The 22,636-nt window shown below is 60.6% G+C and carries 19 protein-coding genes; 5 read left to right on the top strand and 14 right to left on the bottom strand.

Features of this window, described 5'->3' with window-relative positions; genetic code table 11:
- Window positions 1-16: 16 nt before the first annotated feature.
- The 6 genes from DXD48_RS01230 to DXD48_RS01255 all read right to left on the bottom strand — a co-directional run bounded on the left by DXD48_RS01230 (window position 17) and on the right by DXD48_RS01255 (window position 6,464).
- A complete protein-coding gene (locus DXD48_RS01230) occupies window positions 17-238 on the bottom strand; it encodes a FeoA family protein (RefSeq protein WP_006234774.1) in 222 nt (73 codons plus the stop codon).
- Between the two features lie 39 nt (window positions 239-277).
- Window positions 278-520 (bottom strand): FeoA family protein, encoded by a 243-nt coding sequence (locus tag DXD48_RS01235; RefSeq protein ID WP_233502288.1) that lies wholly within the window; start codon window positions 518-520, stop codon window positions 278-280.
- Between the two features lie 189 nt (window positions 521-709).
- Entirely contained in the window at window positions 710-958 is a 249-nt protein-coding gene (locus tag DXD48_RS01240) for an HPr family phosphocarrier protein (protein WP_035136856.1), read from the bottom strand.
- 421 nt (window positions 959-1,379) lie between these two features.
- On the bottom strand, window positions 1,380-2,843 hold the full coding sequence (locus DXD48_RS01245; RefSeq protein WP_117563668.1) for an amino acid permease: 1,464 nt from the start codon (window positions 2,841-2,843) through the stop codon (window positions 1,380-1,382).
- A gap of 153 nt (window positions 2,844-2,996) precedes the next feature.
- The gene (locus DXD48_RS01250) at window positions 2,997-3,452 is read right to left on the bottom strand and encodes a hypothetical protein (protein ID WP_117563669.1); all 456 of its coding nucleotides are present in this window, start codon (window positions 3,450-3,452) and stop codon (window positions 2,997-2,999) included.
- Window positions 3,453-3,455: 3 nt separating this feature from the next.
- On the bottom strand, window positions 3,456-6,464 hold the full coding sequence (locus DXD48_RS01255; protein ID WP_117563670.1) for a glycoside hydrolase family 2 TIM barrel-domain containing protein: 3,009 nt from the start codon (window positions 6,462-6,464) through the stop codon (window positions 3,456-3,458).
- A 375-nt stretch (window positions 6,465-6,839) separates the two neighbouring features.
- On the opposite strand from DXD48_RS01255, the gene DXD48_RS01260 reads away from it, so the two are divergent.
- Window positions 6,840-7,856, top strand: a complete 1,017-nt coding sequence (locus tag DXD48_RS01260) for a LacI family DNA-binding transcriptional regulator (RefSeq protein ID WP_117563671.1) — start codon at window positions 6,840-6,842, stop codon at window positions 7,854-7,856.
- A gap of 243 nt (window positions 7,857-8,099) precedes the next feature.
- Here the strand turns inward: DXD48_RS01260 and aspS are convergent, their stop codons facing one another.
- A complete protein-coding gene (gene aspS, locus DXD48_RS01265) occupies window positions 8,100-9,887 on the bottom strand; it encodes an aspartate--tRNA ligase (RefSeq protein WP_117563672.1) in 1,788 nt (595 codons plus the stop codon).
- Between the two features lie 255 nt (window positions 9,888-10,142).
- Between aspS and serB the strand changes: the two genes are divergently transcribed.
- The 4 genes from serB to DXD48_RS01285 all read left to right on the top strand — a co-directional run bounded on the left by serB (window position 10,143) and on the right by DXD48_RS01285 (window position 13,130).
- Window positions 10,143-10,778, top strand: coding sequence for a phosphoserine phosphatase SerB (gene serB, locus DXD48_RS01270; RefSeq protein WP_117563673.1), 636 nt, complete (start codon window positions 10,143-10,145; stop codon window positions 10,776-10,778).
- A gap of 114 nt (window positions 10,779-10,892) precedes the next feature.
- Entirely contained in the window at window positions 10,893-11,675 is a 783-nt protein-coding gene (larB, locus tag DXD48_RS01275) for a nickel pincer cofactor biosynthesis protein LarB (RefSeq protein WP_117563674.1), read from the top strand.
- A gap of 10 nt (window positions 11,676-11,685) precedes the next feature.
- Entirely contained in the window at window positions 11,686-12,588 is a 903-nt protein-coding gene (locus tag DXD48_RS01280; RefSeq protein WP_117563675.1) for a LarC family nickel insertion protein, read from the top strand.
- A 2-nt stretch (window positions 12,589-12,590) separates the two neighbouring features.
- Window positions 12,591-13,130 (top strand): TetR/AcrR family transcriptional regulator, encoded by a 540-nt coding sequence (locus tag DXD48_RS01285; RefSeq protein WP_089572652.1) that lies wholly within the window; start codon window positions 12,591-12,593, stop codon window positions 13,128-13,130.
- 503 nt (window positions 13,131-13,633) lie between these two features.
- Here the strand turns inward: DXD48_RS01285 and larD are convergent.
- The 7 genes from larD to DXD48_RS01315 form a co-directional block, all read right to left on the bottom strand.
- On the bottom strand, window positions 13,634-14,365 hold the full coding sequence (gene larD / locus DXD48_RS01290; protein WP_117563676.1) for a D/L-lactic acid transporter LarD: 732 nt from the start codon (window positions 14,363-14,365) through the stop codon (window positions 13,634-13,636).
- Window positions 14,366-14,414: 49 nt separating this feature from the next.
- Window positions 14,415-15,692, bottom strand: coding sequence for a nickel-dependent lactate racemase (gene larA, locus DXD48_RS01295; protein ID WP_233502289.1), 1,278 nt, complete (start codon window positions 15,690-15,692; stop codon window positions 14,415-14,417).
- 419 nt (window positions 15,693-16,111) lie between these two features.
- A complete protein-coding gene (locus DXD48_RS01300) occupies window positions 16,112-18,925 on the bottom strand; it encodes a phosphoenolpyruvate carboxylase (RefSeq protein ID WP_370446291.1) in 2,814 nt (937 codons plus the stop codon).
- 258 nt (window positions 18,926-19,183) lie between these two features.
- Complete coding sequence (gene hisS, locus DXD48_RS01305; RefSeq protein ID WP_117563679.1) at window positions 19,184-20,497, bottom strand: histidine--tRNA ligase; 1,314 nt, start codon at window positions 20,495-20,497, stop codon at window positions 19,184-19,186.
- A 304-nt stretch (window positions 20,498-20,801) separates the two neighbouring features.
- Window positions 20,802-21,017, bottom strand: coding sequence for a hypothetical protein (locus DXD48_RS01310; RefSeq protein WP_117563680.1), 216 nt, complete (start codon window positions 21,015-21,017; stop codon window positions 20,802-20,804).
- A 22-nt stretch (window positions 21,018-21,039) separates the two neighbouring features.
- Window positions 21,040-21,210, bottom strand: coding sequence for a hypothetical protein (locus DXD48_RS10065; protein WP_158548904.1), 171 nt, complete (start codon window positions 21,208-21,210; stop codon window positions 21,040-21,042).
- Between the two features lie 123 nt (window positions 21,211-21,333).
- Window positions 21,334-22,632: a M20 family metallopeptidase gene (locus DXD48_RS01315; RefSeq protein ID WP_117563681.1), complete on the bottom strand. Its 1,299-nt coding sequence runs from the start codon at window positions 22,630-22,632 to the stop codon at window positions 21,334-21,336.
- Window positions 22,633-22,636: the final 4 nt, after the last annotated feature.

The following is a 22,636-nucleotide window of genomic DNA, read 5'->3' on the forward strand; positions in this document are numbered from 1 at the left end:
TATACGCCGCAAGCCCTTACTGGACCTCTACGACGGCAGCCTCTTCCTTGCGGATGGAAAGCTCGTAGCCGCGTACGTTGATCTCGACCGGATCACCGAGCGGCGCAACCTTTACGACCTTGAATGAAGTGCCCTTGATGAGCCCCAGGTCCATAAGGTGGCGGCGCAGCGCGCCCTCACCGTGAAGCTTGACGATAGTAGAGCTCTCGCCTACCTTAACGTCACCCAACGTCTTCATCCTCTTGTCCCCCTTTCGGTTTTAATGAAATGCTGCGGACTAACCGACGGTCATGATGTGCATGGCAACCTTGGAATCGATGCCAAAACGTGCGCCCAGCACGGTGACGATGATATTGGCACCACTCGAGCTCACCACGTGAATCTCGCTGCCCTCGACAAAGCCGAGGTCCTTGAGGTGGTGCTTCATGTCCTGATTGCCCTTTACACGAGACACGTGCACGGTTTCGCCCGCCTTTACCATCGAGAGCGGCAAAGCCGGCATCTGCGGTCCGCAAGACATGAGTGCGCTCCTAACGTCAGTTCGTCCTCAACATCGACGCAGCAAAAGTTAACCACGTCTATGTTCGCTATAGTAAACTAACACGTGGTTAACTTTTTGAAAAGGGTCCCTATTCAGTTTTCGAAAAAGTTTCCCATACGAAACAAAAAGGCGCGGCAAAGAGCTGTCCTTTGCCGCGCCCTGTCATGCTTAGAGCGAGAGGTTTCTGATCGACGTGACACACGAAGCCTCGTCTACGCCCGAAACGCGAAAGACGATGTCCTCGCCACATTCGCCGTAAAGCGCCATGAGGCCCATCACGTCACGGCCGTCGGTGTGGCGGTCGCCAATGCTGACCGACACGTCGCTACGATGCTTGGCAATGATGTCATAGAGCAGCGCAACCGGGCGGGCGTGTAGTCCCAACGGATCTTTAATCGTCTTTGTAAACTCGACCATGTCCCCTCCCACGACATCACACATTCGGCCGGCAAACCCAGCCACGTGGTAGTTATTGTAGCGTTAGATGCTTATCGAGGGCCCCTCCGGATACCCCGTGGTCAAAAAGTGGCAAATATGAGTACTGTTACAAATTTAGTAGCAGCAAAATCGAGAGCAAATTGCCTAGCTTGAGCGATTCGAAGAGGTTGAAAGCCGTCAAACGCCCTTTAAAGGGAGTTAGATAAATCGATTTTGAGCCCATTTTCGCTCAGAGCAGGCCGAAAAATATGGCACTTCTTTTGCAACAGTACTCATATTTGGCATTTTTTGACCACGGGAGCCAAGACCATGCCCCAAAACACAAAAGGAGGGGCCTCGTAAGGCCCCTCCTTAGGAAAGGGAATCGATTTATTCCACAGCCGTAGATTAATCCTAGCCGCTACTCCATCATATCGAGGACGGAAGGGCGAAGCTCGTTCTCGGCGGCCTCGGGATCGGTCTCGCGCAGGCGGTTGATGTAGCGGTTGTACCACATCACGGCAAGGCCCAAGAAGACAACCACGCCGCCAACGTTGTAGACCAGCGTCAGCCACAGCGGCTGATCGAGCGGAATGGTGCCGCAGATAAGCACGAAGCAGAAGACCACAAGCAGGAATGCGGCAACGACCAGGCCAAAGCTGCGCGAACCCATGCGGAAGCCACGGGGAGCGGCGTCAAAGTTCTTGCGCAGCATAAAGTAGGCAAGCAAAATCAGCAGCGGTGGGAGCAGAGCGGTGGCAGCAGTCATGTTGGTGACGATCATGAGCAGGTCGTCGAGGTTACCGGAGCCCAGGGCCGGAATGATCAGGATGGGGACGACGATGGCGAACTGCAGCCAAGCAGCGCGGGCAGGAATGCCATGCTCGTTGAGCTCGACGATCTTGCTACCAAAGACGCCCTTGGGGATCTCGGTGAAGAAGACCTTGATGGGAGCGGAGGTCCACATCATGAGGGAGCCCAGCGTGGCGGCGAGAAGGATCAAGCCGATGGCGCGCGTAGACACTTCCATGGGAATGCCAAAGTGGGCAAAGACAGCACCGAATACGTCGAAGATACCGGTGGAGATGGCAACGCCGCCCTCGGGGATGAACAGGTTAACCAGCAGCGAAGCGCCTGCATACAGAAGGCCGATGGTCAGGCCGGCGATAACGACGGTGCGCACGAAGGCCTTGACGCCGCCCTTAAGGTCGTTAAGGAACACGCCGACAGACTCAGCGCCGCCAACGCCCTGGATGATCCAGGCAAGCGTACCGAAGAAGCCCCACGCAGTTGCGAAGTTGCTCATGTCGGGAGCCATGTTAGCGGGAGTAGGAGCCGTAGCGAACTCAACGCCGCCAAAGGCAGCAGCCAGGGACAGCAGGATGAACACGGCGGTCAGGCCGAGAGCCGCGGTCGAACCGAAGGAGGAAATGGAGCCGATCCACTTAGCGCCCTTGGTCGAAACCCACGTGGCGATAGCAAAGACGACGATCTCGATAATGGTGATCCACAGCTGCGAAAGCTCGGCGTTGGCACCAAAGAACACGTAGCTCGCGTAGATGATGACGTTGGGCAGGACGGACGCAAAGAAGAACAGGTTAACGAACCAGTAGCTAAATGCCGTCAGGAACGCCCAGCGACCACCCATCGAGGTCTTAACCCATGCGTACACGCCAGACTCGGAGTCCTTGTTGAGGCCGACGAACTCGGCGGTAACCAGGGTATAGGGGACAAAGTACAAAAGCGTGGCGAAGAAGAACGACGGCGCAGCTGCCAAGCCGATGGCCGCGTTGTTGTTGATGATGTTCTTGATACCGAACACGGCGGCGACCGTCATGCCCAGCAGAGCGAACGAACCAATCGTTCCTCGTTTTTCAGAGCTCATAAGCCCTCCCAATCATCTGTTAAATGTCATCTAAAACCGTCCGAGCTGCAAGTGCAAACACGGACGGCGCACCTGCTAAGGGGAATGGGGAAAAGGGAGTCAACAAATCCATCCCCCTTAACGGCGCGAAGCAAACGTCCAGGCGGACGAATACTACTTGTTGGGGAAGGAATAACCTTCGACTGTCACGTGCAGTACCACGACGCGGGGATCCGCGGCATCGGCCACGACACGGTAGGCCTCGTCAATTTCGACGACGGCAACGCCGCCGGTGGGAATCGTCACGGTCTCCCCCGTACCCTCAAAGCGCTCGCGATCATCGATATCGCTGTAGGCGCGCGTACAGGTAAGATCGGCCTTGGAAGCCACCTCAACGGTCAGATTGCCGTCGAGCGGGGCGAGCACGGCATGGTAGCGACGGTGACCGACCAGATCGGCAGTAGCCGCCTCGTGGGCGTTCACCCACCAATACACCAGCGAGTCGCCGATAGAGTACGCCACATCGTGCTGCAGTTCAGAAACGCCGTCGAGTGCCTGACCGGTACGCATCCACTTCTTGACGGACTTCATCTGGGCGTCGAAATCGGCACGCGAGTTAAAGATATGCATGACTTATGCCTCCTTAATGGGTGCCAGCGCCTGAGCCAGATCGGCAGACGTCAGCGGTCGCAGGGACACCTCAAAGCTGAAGCTCTCAAAACGGGTGCGATAGGAATCGAGCACCTCGGAACCCCAAGAGTTCGAGCCAAGGCCGAGCAGCTGGTCGTTGATGTTGACCGTAACCGTGTCGCCCGGGACAAGATCGTAGACATGCTTGGCATTATCGATAGCCTCGCAGCTATAGGGCCATGCGGAGAACGAGAACGGATTGGAAGCGGCGTCGCTCGGACGCGTCACGACCAGACCGTCACCGTGGCTGGAGCGCAGGGCGACCCAGCGGGTACCCTCGCGGTTGGCGCAGTCCTGGGGCATAACGTAGGGCGTGAACATGTCGTCGACCGTAGTGCGGTAATGACCGACCGGGTTGGCGCGCAGCGAGTCCGGATAGTTCTCGCCCGGGCCGTGGCCATACCACTCGACGGCACGATCACAACCGGGAACCTCGAAGGAGATGCCGATGCGCGGGATAATGTCCGAATAGTCGCCGTAGGGCTCGCCGGAAACCTTGAGGTCGACGCGGCCACTCGGAAGCACGGTATAGACGAGCTCGACGCGCATGCCGAACGCGCGGACGGGAGGAGCGATACGCTGGCTCACGGTAACGACGACCGCATTGTCGTCCTGCTTCCAAGAAACATTGCGGGTAGACGTCTGCATCACATCGATGAAGTTATCCTTCCACAGGGAGTCGTACTCCTGGGCGTGGTTATCGACGAGCGGATGCCAAAAACCAACCTGGGGACCGGAGGTCATGACGTCGCGACCGGATGCCTTCCACTCGCTCACGGTACCGTTGACCTTGCTGAAGGTCAGCTCGCCGTTGAGGGAGCGAATACGAATCTCCTGCTCGGTCTCCTCGACCGTAAGCTCAGGACGAGTGGGGGCGGCAATTGCCGGCGCCGGATGGTTTGCGATGGCAAACTGGCTTGCACCCAGTTGGAACATCGGCTCGCACCAGGCGTGAGCCGCCATGGTGTAGGCGTGCACGGTCAGCAGGGTCTCGCCCACTGCGGCCTCGCGAATCACCAGCGGAAGCTGGACGGACTCGCCGGGGGCAACCGCACCGGGCATGAGCGTCTTGCGGCAGACCACGTCGCCGTCCACCAGGGTCTCCGCCGACAGGCAGACATCCTCGAGGGTGGTAAACCAACGCTTGTTGGTGACGGTCAGCTCGCCCGCCTCGGCATCGTAGGCCATGCGAACCGGGCAGATGACCTGGCCGTACTCGGTAAGGCCCGGGCTCGGCTGCTGCCAGGGGAACACCATGCCGTCGATGCAGAAGTTGCTGTTGTTGGGGTAATCGCCGTTGTCGCCGCCATACATGTCGTAGGCAACGCCGTCCTCGGTCACAGCAGCCAAACCGTGGTCGCACCATTCCCAAATAAACTGGCCTTGGATGCAATCCCAGCGATCGAAGACCTCCTGGTACTCGGACAGGCCTCCGGGACCATTACCCATGGAGTGGCCGTACTCGCAGTTGATGCGCGGCTTGGGGAACGGATGCTCGCCAAAGTCGTTCATCTGCGACACGCGGGAGTACATGGTGGAAATGACGTCGACGGTATCGGCGTTGCGATCCTCCTCGTAGTGGACCGGACGACCGTCGAGCTCGTGAGCTTTGGCGTACATCGCGCGGATGTTGCAGCCATAACCGCTCTCGTTGCCCATCGACCACATGATGATGCACGCGTGGTTGCGTTCCTGCATCACCAGGCGCTCAACACGGTCAACGTAAGCCGGCTCCCAGGCAGGGTCGTCGGTGACCAGGGCGATATTGCCGATATTCTCGAAGCCGTGGCTCTCCATATCGGTCTCGGCGACCAGCATGATGCCGTACTCGTCGCACAGCTCGTAGAAGCGCGGATCGTTGGCGTAGTGGGACGTACGCACCGCGTTGATGTTGTGCTGCTTCATGAGCTCCAGGTCGCGGCGCATGCGATCGAGGCCCACGGCGCGGCCCTTATGATCGTCGTGATCGTGGCGGTTGACGCCATGCATCTTAAAGTAGGTGCCGTTGAGGTAGATATGATTGCCCTCGACCGTCACCTCGGCAAGACCCTGGCGATGCGGAACGAACTCGCTGACCTCGTCACCGTCGTAGACCTCAAACGTCAGGTCATAAAGGAAGGGGTCCTCGGGATTCCAGAAGTGGGCATCGGTCACGCTGCACTCGGCATGGCCGTCGACGCACTCGCCCGTAGCGACCACATTCTGGCCATCGCTGAGCGTATACACGACGCGGGTAGCGCCCTCGGCCATCGTATCGAGCGTGATCAGAGCGGTATCGCCCTCGCGGTGCGTGCGGAACCTAAAGTCGACCAGGTGCGCTGCGGGACGCTGCATAAGGTACACATCGCGGAAGATGCCCGAGGCCCACCACATGTCCTGATCTTCGATATAGCTGCCGTCGCTGTACTGCAGGACCTTGACCGCAAACAGGTTGCCGCCTTCGACGAGCGCGTCGGTCACGTCAAACTCAGCGGACAGGCGCGAACCCTTGGTCATACCGATAAACTGGCCGTTGACGTACAGCTCGCCATAGCTCTCGATGCCGTCGAAGCGAATAATCTCGCGAGCGCCGGCGGGAACGGCGGGAAGGTTGACGATGCGCTGGTAAACGCCCGTGGGGTCATCGGAGGGAACAAACGGCTGATCCACCGGGAACGGGAAGCCCTCGTCGGTATAGGCAAGATTGCCATAGCCATCTACCTGCCACAGGTGTGGAACCTCCACGTGATCCCACTCGGGCTTATACGTGGAGAGGTTCTCATTGGAGACGGCAGCGGGGCCCTCAAAAAGGCGGAACTGCCACGAGCCGGACAGCTGGACAAACCCGCGCGACAGCTCGCGGCTGTACGTTGCAGCGAGATCGGCGGTCTCGTAACCCATAAAGTACGCATGGGGTGCCAGGCGGTTCCTGTGGGTGAGCGCCTGGTTTTCCCAATCGTTAATGGCGTCCATGGTGATGCTCCTTCGTCATCTTAGTGATTCTTGTGCAACCGGTTGTCCTTATCTTACGGGCGATGCAAAAAACTGTGCAACCGGTTGTCCGCTGAACGGTCGATTTGGTCGGGTTAACGGTGCAACCGGTTGTACAACCACGACACTTATGTCACCCTGAGTATCGAAACTCAGCGCAAAACAGCATTCCCAGGCGGCTGACAACGGCCGCGCCCATCTATGCCCCACCCGTGCAAGCCATGTTCAACAGCAGCTTGAACGTGAAATGCCACCAGTGGCCGGATATCATGAACGCTGTTCAGGCGCACTATAGTAAGCTTTATCCGCACCAGCCCGTATCAGTGACAACATCGACCGCATTTTCCAGGAGACGCCATGACCCAACCAGTTCGCACCGCACCTACGCTTGCCGAGGTTGCCGCAGCTGCCGGCGTGTCGCGCTCCACGGCATCGCGCGCCCTCAACGATTCGCCCCGCATTAGCGAGGAAACCAAAAAGCGCGTCCGCGCAGCGGCCAAGAAAGTCAATTTTGTCCCCAACGCTCGTGGCCGAGCGCTCGCTGTCGGACGCACGGAAATCATCGCCGTGCTCGTGACCGAGCCCCTGAGTGAACTCTTCAGCGACCCCACCTATAGCGAGTTTTTGAGCGGCATTACCGAAGAACTGTCGGAGTCATCCTATCTGCCCGTTATCTTGCAGGCGTCTTCTACGCATGAGCGCAACCGCGCACGCGAGCACTTTGAGCGCCGCTCGTTCGACGCCGTAATCAACGTCTCCCCCTACAAGGGCAGCGAACTGCTCGAGGTACTGCGCGAGCTGGGCGTGCCCACCGTGTTGTGCGGCCAGCTCGAGGGTCACCCCTATCGCGATGTGTTCTCGACGGTCTACTCTGACGACGAAGAGGGCGGACGCTTTGCGGCACTCGCCATGAAGGAGCGCGGGCGCAAAGATATCGTCGCCGTGTTGGGACCGCAAGACAACCCCGCTGTTGTCGACCGCCTGCGCGGCTACCGCGCCGTCTTGGGCGAAGACCTCCCAGACGCAAACGTTATCTATACCGGCTGGAACAGCGGAGACGGCTATCAGGCCATGCACCAGATCCTCGCGCGCGAGATTGCTTTCGATGGCGTGCTCTGCGGATCGGACCGTATCGCGGCTGGCGCCATCACCGCACTCAACGAGGCAGGCCTATCCGTTCCGGCGGACGCTTCTGTCGTCGGCTTCGACGATCACGAGATTGCGACGCGCTGCGTCCCCGCGCTCACGACCGTCCGCCAGCCCCTGCGCGAAGAAGGCCACATGGCCGCCAACATTGCGCTCGACATGATCAAGGGTGCCGAGCCAACCACCACCGTCATGCACATGCAGCTCGTTCAGAGAGACTCACTATAAGAAACTGGGACAGGCTTTCCGCCAAACAGTTGTTGCGGAAAGCCTGTCCCGTTTTGAGCGCTCATTCTGGGGCACAGTTTCCGTTAGACAGCTCAACCGGAAACTGTGCCCCATTATTTTGCCGAATTCTGGGTCGCAGTTTCCGCGATGCCCGGTCTCCCCATGCCCTCGAAACATCGACGCATAAAAAACGAGGGAAGGCACACGTCCTTCCCTCGTTACAGGCAATAGGTAGCCGCTTGCCTACATCAAGCGCAGGCTGACGTCCTTGAGCTGGGCGCCGGAAACGGCACTCGGAGCGCCCGACATGAGGTCGGAGCCGCTGGCCGTCTTGGGGAACGCCATGACGTCGCGGATAGAGTCGGAGCCGGTGAGCAGCATGCACACGCGGTCCAGGCCCAGGGCAAAGCCGCCCATCGGGGGCGCACCAAACTTGAGAGCCTCCATGAGGAAGCCGAACTGCGACTCGGCGCGCTCCTCGGTAAAGCCTAGGAGCTTGAGCATGGACATCTGCATTTCGGCGTTGTGGATACGCATACCGCCGCCGCCGGCCTCAAAGCCGTCCATGACAAAGTCGTAGGTGCAGGAACCGGCTGCCAGCGGGTCGGCCTCGATCTTGGCGATGTCGGTCTCGGTCGGCAGGGTGAAGGGCTGGTGCTCGGCAGCATAGGCCTTGCGATCCTCGTCCCAGTGGAACAGCGGGAAGTTGACGACCCACAGGAAGTCGTGGCCCTCGCGCTTGACCTCGAGCGCATTGGCCATGTGGGAACGCATGCCGCCCAGGATCTCGTCGGAGAGCAGGCGCGGGCCGGCGGCGAACATCACAAGGTCGCCGGGCTCGACGTCCATGCGCTCGCGCAGGGCAGCCATCTCCTCGTCCGAGAAGAACTTGACGATGGGGCTGTTAATGGAGCCGTCCTCGCGGAAGGCGATCCAGGCAAGGCCCTTGGCGCCAAACGTGGAGGCCACGCCGGCGAGCTTGTCGATCTTGGCGCGAGCCCAGGCACCGGCACCCTTGGCGTTGATGGCCTTGACGACAGAGCCCTCCTCGTTTGCGGCAGTCGCAAAGACCTTGAACTTGGAGTTGGCAAAGATGTCGGTCAGGTCGACCAGGTGCATGCCATAGCGGGTATCGGGCTTATCGGAGCCATAGGTGTCCATGGCCTCCCAGTAGTTCATGCGACGCAGCGGCGTGGGCATCTCGACGCCCATGCGGCCGAAGGCATCGGCCAGGACCTCCTCGAGCGCGCTCATGACGTCGTTCTGGTCCACGAAGGACATCTCGATATCGACCTGGGTGAACTCGGGCTGACGGTCGGCACGCAGGTCCTCGTCGCGGAAGCACTTGGCAACCTGGTAGTAGCGCTCGACGCCACCGACCATAAGCAGCTGCTTCAGGAGCTGCGGGGACTGCGGCAGGGCGTAGAAGTTGCCCGGCTGGATACGGCTGGGGACGATGAAGTCGCGGGCGCCCTCGGGCGTGGACTTGAACAGGGAGGGCGTCTCGACCTCCATGAACTCACGGTTGTGCAGCGCCTCGCGAATGGCAAAGGTAAAGTCGGAGCGCAGCTTGAGGTTGGCCATCATCTCGGGACGACGGAGGTCCAGATAGCGATAGCGCAGGCGGGTGTCCTCGCTGGTCTCGATGCCGTCCTCGATCTGGAACGGCGGGGTGACGGAAGTGTTGAGCACCTCGGCATGATCGGTCAGGACCTCGATCTCGCCGGTCGCGAGCTTGGTGTTGGTGGTCTCCTCGCCACGGGCGCGCACGACGCCATGGATCTTGATGGGCCACTCGGGACGCATAGTCTCGGCAATCTTAAAGGCGTCGCCGTCGGAGTGCTCGGGGTCGAAGGTGAGCTGCGTAATGCCCTCGCGGTCGCGAAGGTCGCAGAAGATAAGGCCGCCATGGTCGCGGCGACGGCTCACCCAACCGGTGAGGGTGACCTCTTCGCCCACGTTCTCGCGGCGAAGCTCGCCGCAGGTACGGGTGTGCATGGAATGCTCGTCGATGGGACGGGTCTGGCTCATACCAGTGATCCTCCTTTATGGATCTGTGCCGCCCCGTGTCGTTCCGGGCGGTGTCGTACAGATTTGCCCGGCCTGCGTAAACCGCGCAGCCAGACATGGCGTTCTATCTTATCGCACCTGTGCTGATGTGCCGCGAAAAAGTGGCTCCTGCCCAAAGACTTGACGGAGACGAAACAATTGACGCACCGCGGCACCCGCCCGCGCTCGTCACGTGCGACAATATGCCCAATAAAACAGCACTCGGAAAGGCCCGCCATGACTGCACGCCTCATCGTTATGGATATCGACTCCACGCTCATCAACCAGGAGGTCATCGACCTGTTGGGCGAAGAGGCCGGCGTGGGCGAGCAGGTGGCACAGATCACCGAACGCGCCATGCGCGGCGAGCTTGACTTTAAGCAGGCGCTCGAGGAGCGCGTGGGGCTGCTCGCCGGCCTGGACGAGAGCGTGTTCGAGCGCACCTTTGAGCGCGTGACATTTACCCCCGGCGCGTTGGAGCTTGTGCGCTCAGCGCACAGCAAGGGCTGGAAGGTCGGCGTGGTAAGCGGCGGCTTTCACGAGGTCGCCGACAAGATCGTGGCCGCCGCGGGCATCGATTTTTGCCTGGCCAACCGCCTGGAAGTCGTGGACGGCAAGCTCACCGGCAAGCTGGCGGCCGACATCGTGACCAAGGAGTCCAAGCTCATCCAGCTGCTAGATTGGGCAGTTGAGTGCGGCGTCGATATGGCCCACACGGTCGCGATCGGCGACGGCGCCAACGACATCCCCATGATTCAGGCCGCGGGCACGGGCATCGCGTTTTGCGCCAAGCCCAAGACGCGCGAGGCGGCCCCGTTTGCCATCGACGAACGCAACCTGATGCTCGCCATGGACATCATCCTGCGCGACTAGTCAATCCATCTAACAAGTGAATCAGTCTGTCCTATAGTTTCCGAACAATTTTGTCTTAGTGTTCGGAAACATACCCTTTGAGTGCTAGACTTTGCGCCGTCGAAGGGAACATATATGGATAAGCGAGATCTTGAGCAATTGCTGAGCGATGTTGCCGGCGGAGCAGTCACCCCTGCCGACGCCCTCACGCGCATCCAGACGGCTCCGACCGCCGATTTGGGCTTTGCGCAGCTCGATCTTTCGCGCGGGGTGCGCCAGGGAGCCGGCGAGGTTGTCTACGGGGCCGGTAAAACCGCCGATCAGATTGCCGCCATTATCAAAGCGCTGCGCGATGCCGGCCAGGAGCGCATCCTGGTCACGCGCCTGGATGCCGAAAAAGCCGCGCGCACCGCCGAGCTTCTTGGCAACGGCATCGACCTGGGATATGTCCCGGACGCACAGCTCGCCCTCGTGGGCGGCAAGCCCTCCCCTACCGGCAACGGACGCATCGTCGTCGCCTGCGCCGGTACGAGCGACCTGCCCGTCGCCGAGGAAGCCGCATTGACGGCCGAGTTCTATGGCAACGAGGTCGACCGCCTCTACGACGTGGGTGTCGCCGGCCTGCACCGTCTGCTCGCGCATGCCGAGGAACTTGCCCAGGCACAGGTGGTCATCGCCATTGCCGGCATGGAGGGCGCACTGGCGAGCGTTGTCGGCGGCCTGGTAAGCTGTCCGGTCATAGCCGTTCCCACCAGCGTGGGTTACGGCGCGAGCTTTGGTGGCGTAGCCGCGCTGCTCGCCATGCTCAACTCCTGCGCCAGCGGCGTTTCGGTCGTCAACATCGACAACGGCTTTGGTGCCGCCTACCAGGCAAGTCTTATCAATCATCTGAGCGCCGGCACGCCCTGCGCCCGTTAAGGAGCATTCCATGTCCAATCATCAGCACACGCTTATCATCGACGGCACCTCGGGCATCAGCGGCGATATGACCGTCGCGGCCCTGCTCGACCTAGGCGCCAGCGAGGAGCACCTGCGCGAGCAGCTCGCCACGCTGCCGGTCGACGGCTTTACGATCGCCGTCACACGCGTAAGCAAGCATGGCATCGACGCCTGCGATTTCGACGTCCAGCTTGCAGAGGAACTCGAGAACCACGACCACGATATGGCCTGGCTCTACGGCAACGAAGCAGCTGCCGAGCACACACACGAGCATGAGCACCACCATCATGACCATGGCGAGCACGAACACGAGCACTGCCACGAGCATGACCACGACCACGAGAGTCATCATCACGCCCACCACCATCACCACCGTTCTTTAGCAGACGTCACCGCCATCATCGATGGCTCGCAGTTAAGCGATGGCGCCAAGCGTCGCGCGCTCGCCATCTTTACCGCGCTCGCCGCCGCCGAGGCCAAGGCCCACGGCAAAACGCCCGAGACCGTCATGTTCCACGAGGTGGGCACCGTCGACTCCATCGTCGACGTCTGCTCCGTCGCCATCTGCCTCGACAACCTGGGCATCGAAGACATAGTGGTCGAGTCGCTCTCCGAGGGTCACGGCACCATCCACTGTGCCCACGGCCTTATGCCCATTCCCGTCCCCGCTGTCGTCAACCTGTGTCAGGCGGGCAATATCGCCCTCACGCCTGCACCGGTCGCTGGTGAGCTCGTGACGCCCACGGGCGCCGCCACCGTCGCCGCACTGCGCACGTCCGAGCACCTGCCGGCCCGCTACCGCATCGAGGCCGTCGGCTACGGCGCCGGTAAGCGCCCCTACGAGGGTTGCTCCGGTACGCTTCGCTGCCTGCTCGTTCACGCGGACGCATAGCCATGGATGCCCGCAAGGCAAAAAGCCGCGCTGCCATCGTTGCGGCGTTCTCCGAGCTGCTGCGCGAAGAGGACTACGGCAAGATTACCGTCGGCGACATCATCGCTCGCGCCCATGTGGGTCGGGCCACGTTCTACGGCCTCTTCAAGAGCAAAGATGACCTATTGTCCGAGCTCGTGAGCGACATCTGCACCCACGCCCTCGATGACGATGGCACACCGCTCGACGACCCACTCGTGCAGGTCGAGCATATCCTCAACAATCTATGGGAACGTCGCCAGGGTGTCCGAGCGCTGGTAGCCGGCGCCGGCTCACGCGTCTTCGCCGACTGCTTACGCAAGACCATCATGTCACGAGCAGCCGAAACCGTCCCCACCGACCCAAACGGCCCCGCCGCCACCATGGACCGAAGCTTCCTACTACACCACATAGCCTCAAGCTTCGTAGGAATGGTCCAATGGTGGGCCTGGCACAACTTCCAAGCAGATAGGGCCGAAGTAGCCAAAGACTACCTATCAGCCATACAGCCCCTCTTCAGCTAAGTAAGCCCCCATCCCAAAGCGCCATCCCAGCAAAGCGCCCATCCCTTCCCCAAGTCACGTTTTCTTGTAAGGGCACCCAAAAACAAAGCGCCCCTCCCATCCATATTCAGATATATATGTTGGGTTGCTTGTTCCAACGCGACTAAGATCCCGCAGCTGGCCGCATGGGGTAACTTCCCAGCGCATTCCGCAGGACGAAAGAGCCCCCGCCGCACGTAGTGCGCCATCCCAACAAAGCGCCCATCCCTTCCCCAAGTCACGTTTTCTTGTAAGGGCACCCAAAAACAAAGCGCCCCTCCCATCCAAATTCAGATATATATGTTGGGTTGCTTGTTCCAACGCGACTAAGATCCCGCAGCTGGCCGCATGGGGTAACTTCCCAGCGCATTCCGCAGGACGCAAAAAGGCTCGCCGCACGAAGTGCGCGGCGAGCCTTTTTGCATGTCCGAGGACGCGCTGGGAAGTTACCCCATGCGGCCAGCGGACAACTATGTAGCCTCAGACTAGAACATGCCCAAGAAACCATGCACAAACAGCGCGGCGACAATAGCACCGACAAACGGCGCGATGCCAGGAACAAGCAGACCATACTTCCAGTTGTTGTCAGCCTTGTTCTTGATCGGCAGCACCTGATAGGCTATGCGAGGACCAAGGTCACGCGCCTGGTTCATGGCGAAGCCGGTGATGCCGCCCATGCCCATGCCAACGGCCCAGACAATCAGGCCGACGCAGATGGCGAGCAACAGAACGTTCTCACCAGCACGGCTAGCAGCAGCAAGGATGGCGCTGATGAACACGAAGGTGCAGATAGCCTCGCAGAAGAAGTTGCGGGCATAGTTCGTGCCCTCGGTGGTGGGGTTGGTCGAGAAGATGTTGCGCTGAGCAATGGGATCGACGACACCCTCGGAAGCCTTGAACTCATCGGCATACATAAACCAAGCGATCACAGCACCCACAAAGCCGCCGAGCATATCGGCAAGCATGAAGGGGATGCAGTTGCCCCACGGCACCAGACCGACGATGCACTGGGCAAGCACCATAGCGGGGTTCATGCACACGGCACCGCCAAAGACAAACAGGCAGACCGAGATGCCAAAAGACCAGGTGGTGATGGCAAACATATGGCCAGAGCCCTGATACTTGGTGCCTTTGAGCACGGTATCGCAGTGCACGCCCACGCCAAAGACGATCATGAGGGCCGTCGCGCCGAATTCGCAGAGGAGTTTGGTAAGCATAAAACCTTATCTTTCTTGTCGGTTATAAACGATTCGTTTAAGCCGCGCACTAGTGCTGTGCGACGACAACACCCAGGCCATCGGGGATGACGGCGACCTTGGCGTCGGCGCCCTTCATCTCAAAGGCGAGCTTGAGCGCCTCCTCGAGGGTGTTGACCGGCGTCATGTGCATATCCTTGAGCATCTGGTGATCGCACAGATCGGTGACCATGATCACAGGGTGATGCGCCAGGATGCGGGCAAAGATCTGGCTCGTCCACTGGTCAGGCAGGGTCTCGTCCTTAGGACGGTCGATGCAGGCGCGCTCAAACTCCGCCGGATCGTTGTCGGCGATGTTGTGATAGAAGCCCTCGCCACCGTGACCGTCGGCACAACCGGCGACATCGATGATCACGCCGCCCTCGGGAAGTGTGGCCTCGGCAGCGCACATGCCCTTCACGGCCTGGTAGATGTTCTGGTCGAGCGGGTAGCCGCCGTTGGTGGTGATGGCAATCTCGCACTCGACGGGCTCAACGCCGGCAAGGCTCTTCACGAACTCGCAGCCGGCCTCGTGCGCCTTGTGGATGTCGCCGGCAAAGGAGCCGATGACCTCGTGCTTGCCGTTGAGCACCACGTTAAGCACAAAGGCAAGGTGAGCCATCTCGGCAGCGGCAAACATATCCTCGTTCACGTGGTTGTGGCACAGGTTGCCGGCACGCGAATGGGAATCGTTCACAAACTGACCGTTGTGGTTGTACATGATGGTCTTGTAGCTGGCGATGCCAGGCAGGACGGACTTGCGGCTACCAGAGAAACCGGCAAAGAAGTGCGGCTCAATGAAGCCCTCGGCAAGCAGCAGATCGCAATCGGCGGCAATCTTGTTGATAATGCACTCGCCGCCAGAGGGCAGAGTGCCGATCTTCTTCATCATGCTGTCGTCAGTCGCGACGTGCATAACGATTTCCTCGTTGGCAACGATCTCCTCGCCGTACTTGTTGACGAGCTCCTCGTGCGTCGACGGACGATGCATACCCGTAGCAACCAGAATACGCACGCGAGCCTCGGGCGCAGCGGAGTGGATGTGATGCAGCAGAATAGGCATCGTCACACGCGAGGGAACGGGACGCGTATGATCGGAGCTAATGATGACGATATCCTTCTTGCCAGCACAAAGCTCCTCGAGCGAAGGCGAGCCATAAGGGTTGGCAAGCGACTCCTCTACCAGCTCTTCCTGCGATTTTGTAGTCTTAAACTCGTTTTGATGACCTTCCATCACACCCGCGAAGTTCTTATCCTCGAGCTCCAGATGTAACGTCTTGTGGTCAAACGGCAGTTCACATTCAAACAATGACGAGCGCCCTCTTCCTTTCAACTGACACACTAGATAAAGCGTTGGAAGGATACGCCGCTCACCGAAAAACTCCACCGTCCACCGACTCATTAACACAACGTTCATATTTGACCCACAACAAAACGGCCGTGATCCCAAACGGGACCGCAGCCGCAACAGTCGTAAGACGAGAAGCGCCAAATGCGCCACCGAGATAGACCCCATCCAAAACGCGCGAAGCGCGCCATTATTCCCCCAGCCAGTAATCCGCCGAAGACCGGACATCGCAGGGCCCGCCATAGGTTTACTTTTAGGCACACTCCGCAGGACGCAAGAAGCCCTCGCCGCACGAAGTGTGCAGCGAGGGCTTCTTGCATGTCCGAGGACGTGCCTAAAAGTAAACCTATGGCGGGCCCGGACGACTACAGGGCTATCGATTACCCCGTGTTCTGCAATCCTGCCGAGACGCCGGTCACAGTCGAAAGAATCAGGCTCATGTACTCGGCCTTCTTCTCCTCGGCCATCTCGTCCTGGTTCATACGCACCTCGCGAAGGGCGCGGACCTGGGCAATGGACAGAGCGTCGACATAGGGGTTACGGACGCGGACGGCGCAGCCGAGCACGCGGCGGCGCTGCAGCGGCCACTCGTCACCGACGATGGCAAGGACCCACTTACGTGTGAGCTGCATCTCGGTGAAGACCTTCTCGGACAGATCCTGGCGATCACCCAGGTGCAGATACATCTTGGCGATGCGCTGATCGGTCTTAGCGATCGACATCTCGATGTTGTCGATGAACGTGCGGAAGAACGGCCACTCCTGGTAGGCAGCCTTGAGCTGGTCAAGATCGCCCAGCTGCTCGCAGGCGGTACCCAGACCGTACCAAGCGGCCAGGTTAATGCGAGCCTGGCTCCAGCTGAAGATCCACGGAATGGTACGCAGGTCGTCGAGCGACTTGGCGCCCAGGCCGCGCTTGGCGGGACGCGAGCCGATCGGCAGCAGACCGACCTCGGTCAACGGCGTCACGGTCGAGAACCACGGTGTAAAGTCCTCGGTGTTCAGCAGGTCCAGATAGCGCTCGTGGCTTGTGGCGTTGAGCTTCTCGGCCATATCCCAGAACTTCTGCGTGGTCTCGGTGTTGGTCTTCTCGACACTCGGAGCCGACTGCAAAAGCGTTGCGGCGGCAACGGACTCAACATGGCGCTGAGCCAGCGTGCGGTTGCCGTAACGGGCAAAGATGACCTCGCCCTGCTCGGTGAGCTTAAAGAAGCAGTTGACCGAACCCTTGGGCTGCGCCAGCACGGCCTTGTTGGCCGGACCGCCGCCACGGCCCACGGCACCGCCGCGACCGTGCATGAGCACCAGATCGATATCGTTTTTCTCGGCCCACTTGGCAATGCGCTCCTGCGCGGAGTGCAGCGCGAGCATGGCCGTGGTAGGACCGGCATCCTTGGAGGAGTCGGAGTAGCCCAGCATGACCTCCATGCGGCGGTTGGTCTGGGCAAGGCGCTTTTGCACCACGGGCAGCGTAAGCATCTGGTCGAGCACGTCGACGCAGCCCTCGAGGTCCTCGAGCTGCTCAAACAGCGGGATCACGTCGAGCTCGGGGACATCCTCCTCGTGTGCAAAGGACAGGTGGGCAAGCTCAAAGACGTCGGCCACATGCTGGGCGCTCTTGGTGAACGAGATGATGTAGCGGTGCGCCATCTTCTTGCCGTAGCGCTTTTGGATGGAACCGATAGCACGGAAGGTATCGATGACCTCACGCGTCATGGGCTGCAGGTCGCCATGGATACCGTTCTCGTGGATATCCTTGAGGGCGCGGGCATGCACCACGGAGTGCTGACGGAACTCCATCTCGACCATATGGAAGCCGAAGGACTCGACCTGCCAGATGATGGTCTGGACCGGGCCGTAGGCAGCACGGACGGCACCGCAAGCGGCCAGCGAGCGCTGGACGACACGCAGGTCCTCCAGGAACTCATCGGCGCTGTGGTACATGGTATCGGTGATACGGCGCACGGTGGCGTTCAGACGGTCGGCCATGACGAGCATGACGGCGCGATGCGGCTCGTGCTCGGAAATCAGCTCGGCGCGAGCCGTGTACTGAGCGCTCATCTCGACCTGATGGTTCCACAGGTTCATGAGCTCTGCCGACGGCTTGCTGTAGGCGGCCTCGAGCGTAAGGTTGCGGCCGATGCGGCGGCACTTGTCCTCGAGCTTGAGCACCATGTGCGTGAAGTACTTGGCGGCGACCTCGCGGCTCACCTTGGCGGTAACGTTGGGGTTACCGTCGCGGTCGGAACCGATCCAGCTGCCGGGATGGAAGAACGCCGGGCACAGCGGCGGCACGGTGCCGGCCTTGTCGCCCAGCACCCAGTCGTCAAAACGACGGTAGATGACGGGGATCACATCGAACAGTGTGTTATCGAAGATGTCGATGATGGTATCGGCTTCCTCGACCGGCGTGGGCTTCTTGAGCGCGATGGGGCTCGTGCGCACCAGAGCGTCAATCTCCTGCAGCATATGGCGCTCGTTCTCCACCAGGTCGGAGCCGCCCAGGCGCGGACGCTCCTCCAGCAGGTTGGAGATACGGCGAATCTTGCCCTCGACGGCCTTACGACGGGCCTCGGTGGGATGTGCGGTAAAGACAGGGTGGAACTCGAGCTTGTCGAGCAGCTCGTTGGCGCCCTCGACACCCATCTCATTTACCAACTGGTGATAGGCGACGGTGAGTTCGTTGGCGGGATCGACCTCGGTATCGGTCGACGCACCTGCCTCGCGCTCGCGCAGCTGCGCCACGCGGTAGTTCTCCTCCGACAGGTTTGCCAGATGGAAGAAGCTCGTAAAGGCGCGGACAATAACCTGCTGCTTATCGAGCGGCAGGATGTCAATCAGATCGACGACCTCACGAAACGCCACAGCAGTAGGCTCGTCGGCGGTGGGCACGCCCTGCTCGTCGACGGACTCGTCGGCAGCACGGGCGCCGGGATTTCCGGCATTGGCCACAATCTCGGCTGTCAAAATCTTGTCGAACAGGTCCGCGATCTCGGGATCATACTCGCTAAGCACACGGCGCTCCAGGCGCAGGAACAGCGCCAAGTTGTCGCGCAGCTCCTCGGGGATCTCGATCTCGGCGAGACGCTCCCTGGACTCGGCATTCGAGCCGATTCGGTTAACGAGGCGGTTGACCACGGCAGCGACGCGCGCCGCGGCTTCGGGTACAGACTGGTTGCTTAGGTTCTCAGCCACGTTTCCTCCCATTCCTCCTTCTATGCACGTAACATGCGGTATTCATTATAGGCGCTTGCGAAATACTTTCGACACTGATTGCGCTTTACCACACAAAAGTATTTTCTGCATTGCAAGGGTTTTTGCCCTAAATGGTCGTATTTCTCGGTGGGCGGCATACGTAAATGGGGGCATTCCGCATAAAAGCGAAACACCCCCGTAACAATCGCTCGCAATGAGCTGGGCACCTCAGCGGCACTACAGCTCAAAAATCATGCGCTACAGGCGCTCGCGAACCGCCTCGACCACGTTGGCCAGATCGACGAGGGCCTCGTCATGGCTCTCCATGTCGCGCACCTTGACCTTGCCGGCGGCAAGCTCGTCGCCACCCAGGACCAAAATGAGCTTGGCGCCAACCTTGTCGGCCTGCTTAAACTGAGCTTTGAGCGAACGACCCTGGTAGTCGGCCTCGGTCACGATGCCAGCGGCACGAAGCTCCTGCGTGATGGCAAAGACGTTCTGGCGCAGCTCCTTGCCGGCATTGGCGACGTAGACGCACGGGGCCTCCTCGGCACCCAGGTCGCTGCCAAAGGCCTGCAGGGCCAGCAGCGCACGCTCAAAACCGACGGCAAAGCCGACGCCTGCCGTGGGCTTGCCACCCTCGAGCTCGACCAAGCCGTCATAGCGACCGCCGCCACCGATGGAACCGACGCCGGCGCCGGGAGCCTCGACCTCAAAGACGGTACGGGTGTAGTAGTCCAAGCCACGCACCAAGGTGGGATCCTCGACATACTCGATACCCGCCGCATCCAAATAGCGCTTGACCTGCTCGTAGTGCTCGCGGCACTCATCGCACAAGTTGTCGCCCATCAGCGGTGCGTCGGCCATGATCTCGCGGCAGTGGTCGTTCTTGCAGTCGAAGGCACGCAGCGGATTGAGCTCGGCGCGCTCGCGGCACTCGTCGCACATCTCGTCGGCGTGATCGAGGATAAACTGCTTGACCTGCTCGCGATAGGCCGGACGGCATTGGGCATCGCCCATCGAGTTAATGAGCAGACGGAGCTTGGAAAGATCGAAACCAAGGCGCTTGTAGAACTCCATGAGCATGATGATGCACTCGGCGTCTGCTGCCGGATCGGGAGCGCCGAGCCACTCGATGCCCACCTGGTGGAACTGGCGCAGGCGACCCTTCTGGGGACGCTCGCCACGGAACATGGCCTCGGCGTAGTACGCCTTAAACGGCGTGGAGCCCTGGGGCACCAGGTTGTTCTCCACGACGGCGCGCACCACACCGGCCGTGCCCTCGGGACGAAGCGCCAGGCGCTGCTTGGGCTTGAGCTTGCTATCGCCGCCCTCAGCAAAGACGCGCTCCAGGTTGGCGCCGCTAAAGACGCGGAACATCTCCTTGCGCACGACGTCGGTCGACTGGCCGATGCCGTGGACAAACACGTCCACCTGCTCGATGGCGGGCGTCTCGATGGGCTTAAAGCCAAACGGCTCGAACACGCCGGCAGCGATCTGCTGCATCTTTTGCCAGGCGCGCATCTCAGCGCCGATAAGGTCGCGGGTTCCCTCCGCCTTCTGTGCCTGCATGGGCAAACACCTTTCTTTTGTATCGCGTCATAGGTAGTGGTCATTATACGGCACAAACACAAACAGCGGCGGTGCATCTGACCGAACGAGGGTATGGGGACTCGTTCGGCCAGATGCACCGCCGCAGTGTGCAATCTGCAATCCTTCCGCCTCTTCGGATCACAAAATCCGTTGGACGGAAAGACTTCGGGTCATCTCTTGAGCCCGTGGCTGCATGGGAAACCGAATGACGGTACGAGCATCCATTCGGCTTCCAAGGCAGCCACGGACAAAACGGGGCAAAGAGCTACGAGCGACGTCGTCCCTACTCCCCCGCCACGCTCGCGCGCAGCTTAGCCGCGATGGGCTCAGACGCCAGCAGGAACACCAGCATTGCCACCGAGCACGCCAGGCACACGATCCATGTGCTCGTAAAGGAGCCCGTGGCATCGAACAGTATTCCCGAGACGATGGCGCCCACCGTGCCGCCAACCATCTCGAACGAGGTAATGGTGCCCGTGACCTTACCCAAGTCGGCCATGCCAAACTGCTTAGACGCAGCGCTAGTGGGCGTTGGAGATGGTGTACTGCGCAAGGGAAATGCCCAGGTCGCTGACGATCAACGGCTGGAACAGGCTCATGCAGTTGACGAAAATGATGTAGCACGTGGCCATGATCACAAAGCCGGAGGCCACCACGAGCCAGCCGGGGAAGAACTTACGCTGCTGGGACATACTGCTCCTTATTTAACAAACGAATAGCCGGCGCCGGGCGCCGGTAGCACCCAAGATTGCCTTGAAAGACAAGGGCATAGGCCTTACGGCCATGCCCGCAGGCTTGAAAGGCAAGGTTGGGTGCTACCGGTGGTCGGCGATATAGCCCAAAGCGACGGCGGTATAGGCCGCGGCGCCAAGGGGAAGCTCGGCATCGCTAAAACGTGCCTTGGGATGATGCTGAGCAAAATGCTCGTCCGTATCAGTCACGGCAGCGCCCACGGTAAAGTACGCACTCGGGATCTCGCTCGAGATCAACGCGAAGTCCTCGCTCGCCATGGCGTGGAACAGCGGCAGGAAGGCGGACTTGGGCAGCACCGCGCCCACGTAGCCAAGCGACGCCTGCGTCATGCCGTCGTCGAGTACCAGCGGCGGAACATCCGAAAGCGTCTCGATAGTCGCCGGCGTGCGATACGTTGCGGCCACACCGTTGACGACCTCGGCGATGCGGGTCTTGAGGTGCTCCATGAGCTCGACGTCGAAGCCGCGCAACGTTCCCTCGAGCACGCAGGTGTCGGGGATGACGTTGGCCGCCAAGCCGCCAGCGAACTTACCCACGGTAAGCGCGACCTCCTTGGCCGCCGGCACCTCACGGGAGATAAGCTCCTGAAGCGCCAGGTGCACATGCACGCCGGCCGTGATGGGGTCGATGCAGATCTCGGGGCTCGAGCCATGGCCGCCCTTGCCCTGAAGCGTGATGCGAAAACCGTACACGCCCGAGAGCGCCGGGCTGCCGTAGAGCACCAGGCCAAGCGGCGATTGGCTGTTAACGTGCATGGCGAAGGCGGCCTGGGGACGCGGGTTCTGCAGCAGACCGTCGGCGATGGCGGCGCGGGCACCCTCAAAAGTTTCCTCGCCCGGTTGGAACAGCAACTTAATCGTGGCGTTGGCGTCGACAAGCTCGGACTCGCGGGCCTTGAGCAGGCGCGCCGCACCAAGCAGCGCCGTCGCGTGCATATCGTGTCCGCATGCGTGCATGCAGCCGTTCGTAGAGGCGAAAGGCTCGCCTGACTCTTCAGCAACAGGCAGGGCATCCATGTCGCCACGGAGCATGATGACCGTACCGGCCTGTTTGTCCGTGCACGTACCGTTACCCCGAGCAGCAGCTGCCGCGCCGGCACCGATTAGGCCAACGACACAGGTGCCGTCAACAAGCACGGCATAGGGAATATCCATCTCGTCCAGACGCGCCTGGATAAAGGCGGACGTCTGCGGAAGGTTGTTACCGAGCTCAGGCGTTTGATGGAGATCATGGCGCCATGCGGCAAGCTCGTTGGCAAACGCCTGAGCTTCTGCAACAAGACCGTCACCGATAGCGGCCTGCGCCGCCGCGGTGGCCTTGGGCGCTAATTGCGGTTGAAGATCGGACTGAGCTGGTGCCATAAAT

The organism is Collinsella sp. TM05-37 (genome assembly GCF_003436455.1).
Classification (GTDB): Bacteria; Actinomycetota; Coriobacteriia; order Coriobacteriales; family Coriobacteriaceae; genus Collinsella.

Coding starts and splice junctions, on each gene's coding strand:
- DXD48_RS01250 (WP_117563669.1), bottom strand. CDS start 3,452: ATGCATATCTTTAACTCGCGTGCCGATTTCGACGCCCAGATGAAGTCC.
- DXD48_RS01235 (WP_233502288.1), bottom strand. CDS start 520: ATGTCTTGCGGACCGCAGATGCCGGCTTTGCCGCTCTCGATGGTAAAG.
- DXD48_RS10065 (WP_158548904.1), bottom strand. CDS start 21,210: ATGTCCCAGCAGCGTAAGTTCTTCCCCGGCTGGCTCGTGGTGGCCTCC.
- larD (WP_117563676.1), bottom strand. CDS start 14,365: ATGCTTACCAAACTCCTCTGCGAATTCGGCGCGACGGCCCTCATGATC.
- DXD48_RS01255 (WP_117563670.1), bottom strand. CDS start 6,464: ATGGACGCCATTAACGATTGGGAAAACCAGGCGCTCACCCACAGGAAC.
- DXD48_RS01260 (WP_117563671.1), top strand. CDS start 6,840: ATGACCCAACCAGTTCGCACCGCACCTACGCTTGCCGAGGTTGCCGCA.
- hisS (WP_117563679.1), bottom strand. CDS start 20,497: ATGCAGGCACAGAAGGCGGAGGGAACCCGCGACCTTATCGGCGCTGAG.
- aspS (WP_117563672.1), bottom strand. CDS start 9,887: ATGAGCCAGACCCGTCCCATCGACGAGCATTCCATGCACACCCGTACC.
- DXD48_RS01240 (WP_035136856.1), bottom strand. CDS start 958: ATGGTCGAGTTTACAAAGACGATTAAAGATCCGTTGGGACTACACGCC.
- DXD48_RS01230 (WP_006234774.1), bottom strand. CDS start 238: ATGAAGACGTTGGGTGACGTTAAGGTAGGCGAGAGCTCTACTATCGTC.
- DXD48_RS01315 (WP_117563681.1), bottom strand. CDS start 22,632: ATGGCACCAGCTCAGTCCGATCTTCAACCGCAATTAGCGCCCAAGGCC.
- DXD48_RS01285 (WP_089572652.1), top strand. CDS start 12,591: ATGGATGCCCGCAAGGCAAAAAGCCGCGCTGCCATCGTTGCGGCGTTC.
- DXD48_RS01245 (WP_117563668.1), bottom strand. CDS start 2,843: ATGAGCTCTGAAAAACGAGGAACGATTGGTTCGTTCGCTCTGCTGGGC.
- DXD48_RS01280 (WP_117563675.1), top strand. CDS start 11,686: ATGTCCAATCATCAGCACACGCTTATCATCGACGGCACCTCGGGCATC.
- DXD48_RS01310 (WP_117563680.1), bottom strand. CDS start 21,017: ATGGCCGACTTGGGTAAGGTCACGGGCACCATTACCTCGTTCGAGATG.
- serB (WP_117563673.1), top strand. CDS start 10,143: ATGACTGCACGCCTCATCGTTATGGATATCGACTCCACGCTCATCAAC.
- larB (WP_117563674.1), top strand. CDS start 10,893: ATGGATAAGCGAGATCTTGAGCAATTGCTGAGCGATGTTGCCGGCGGA.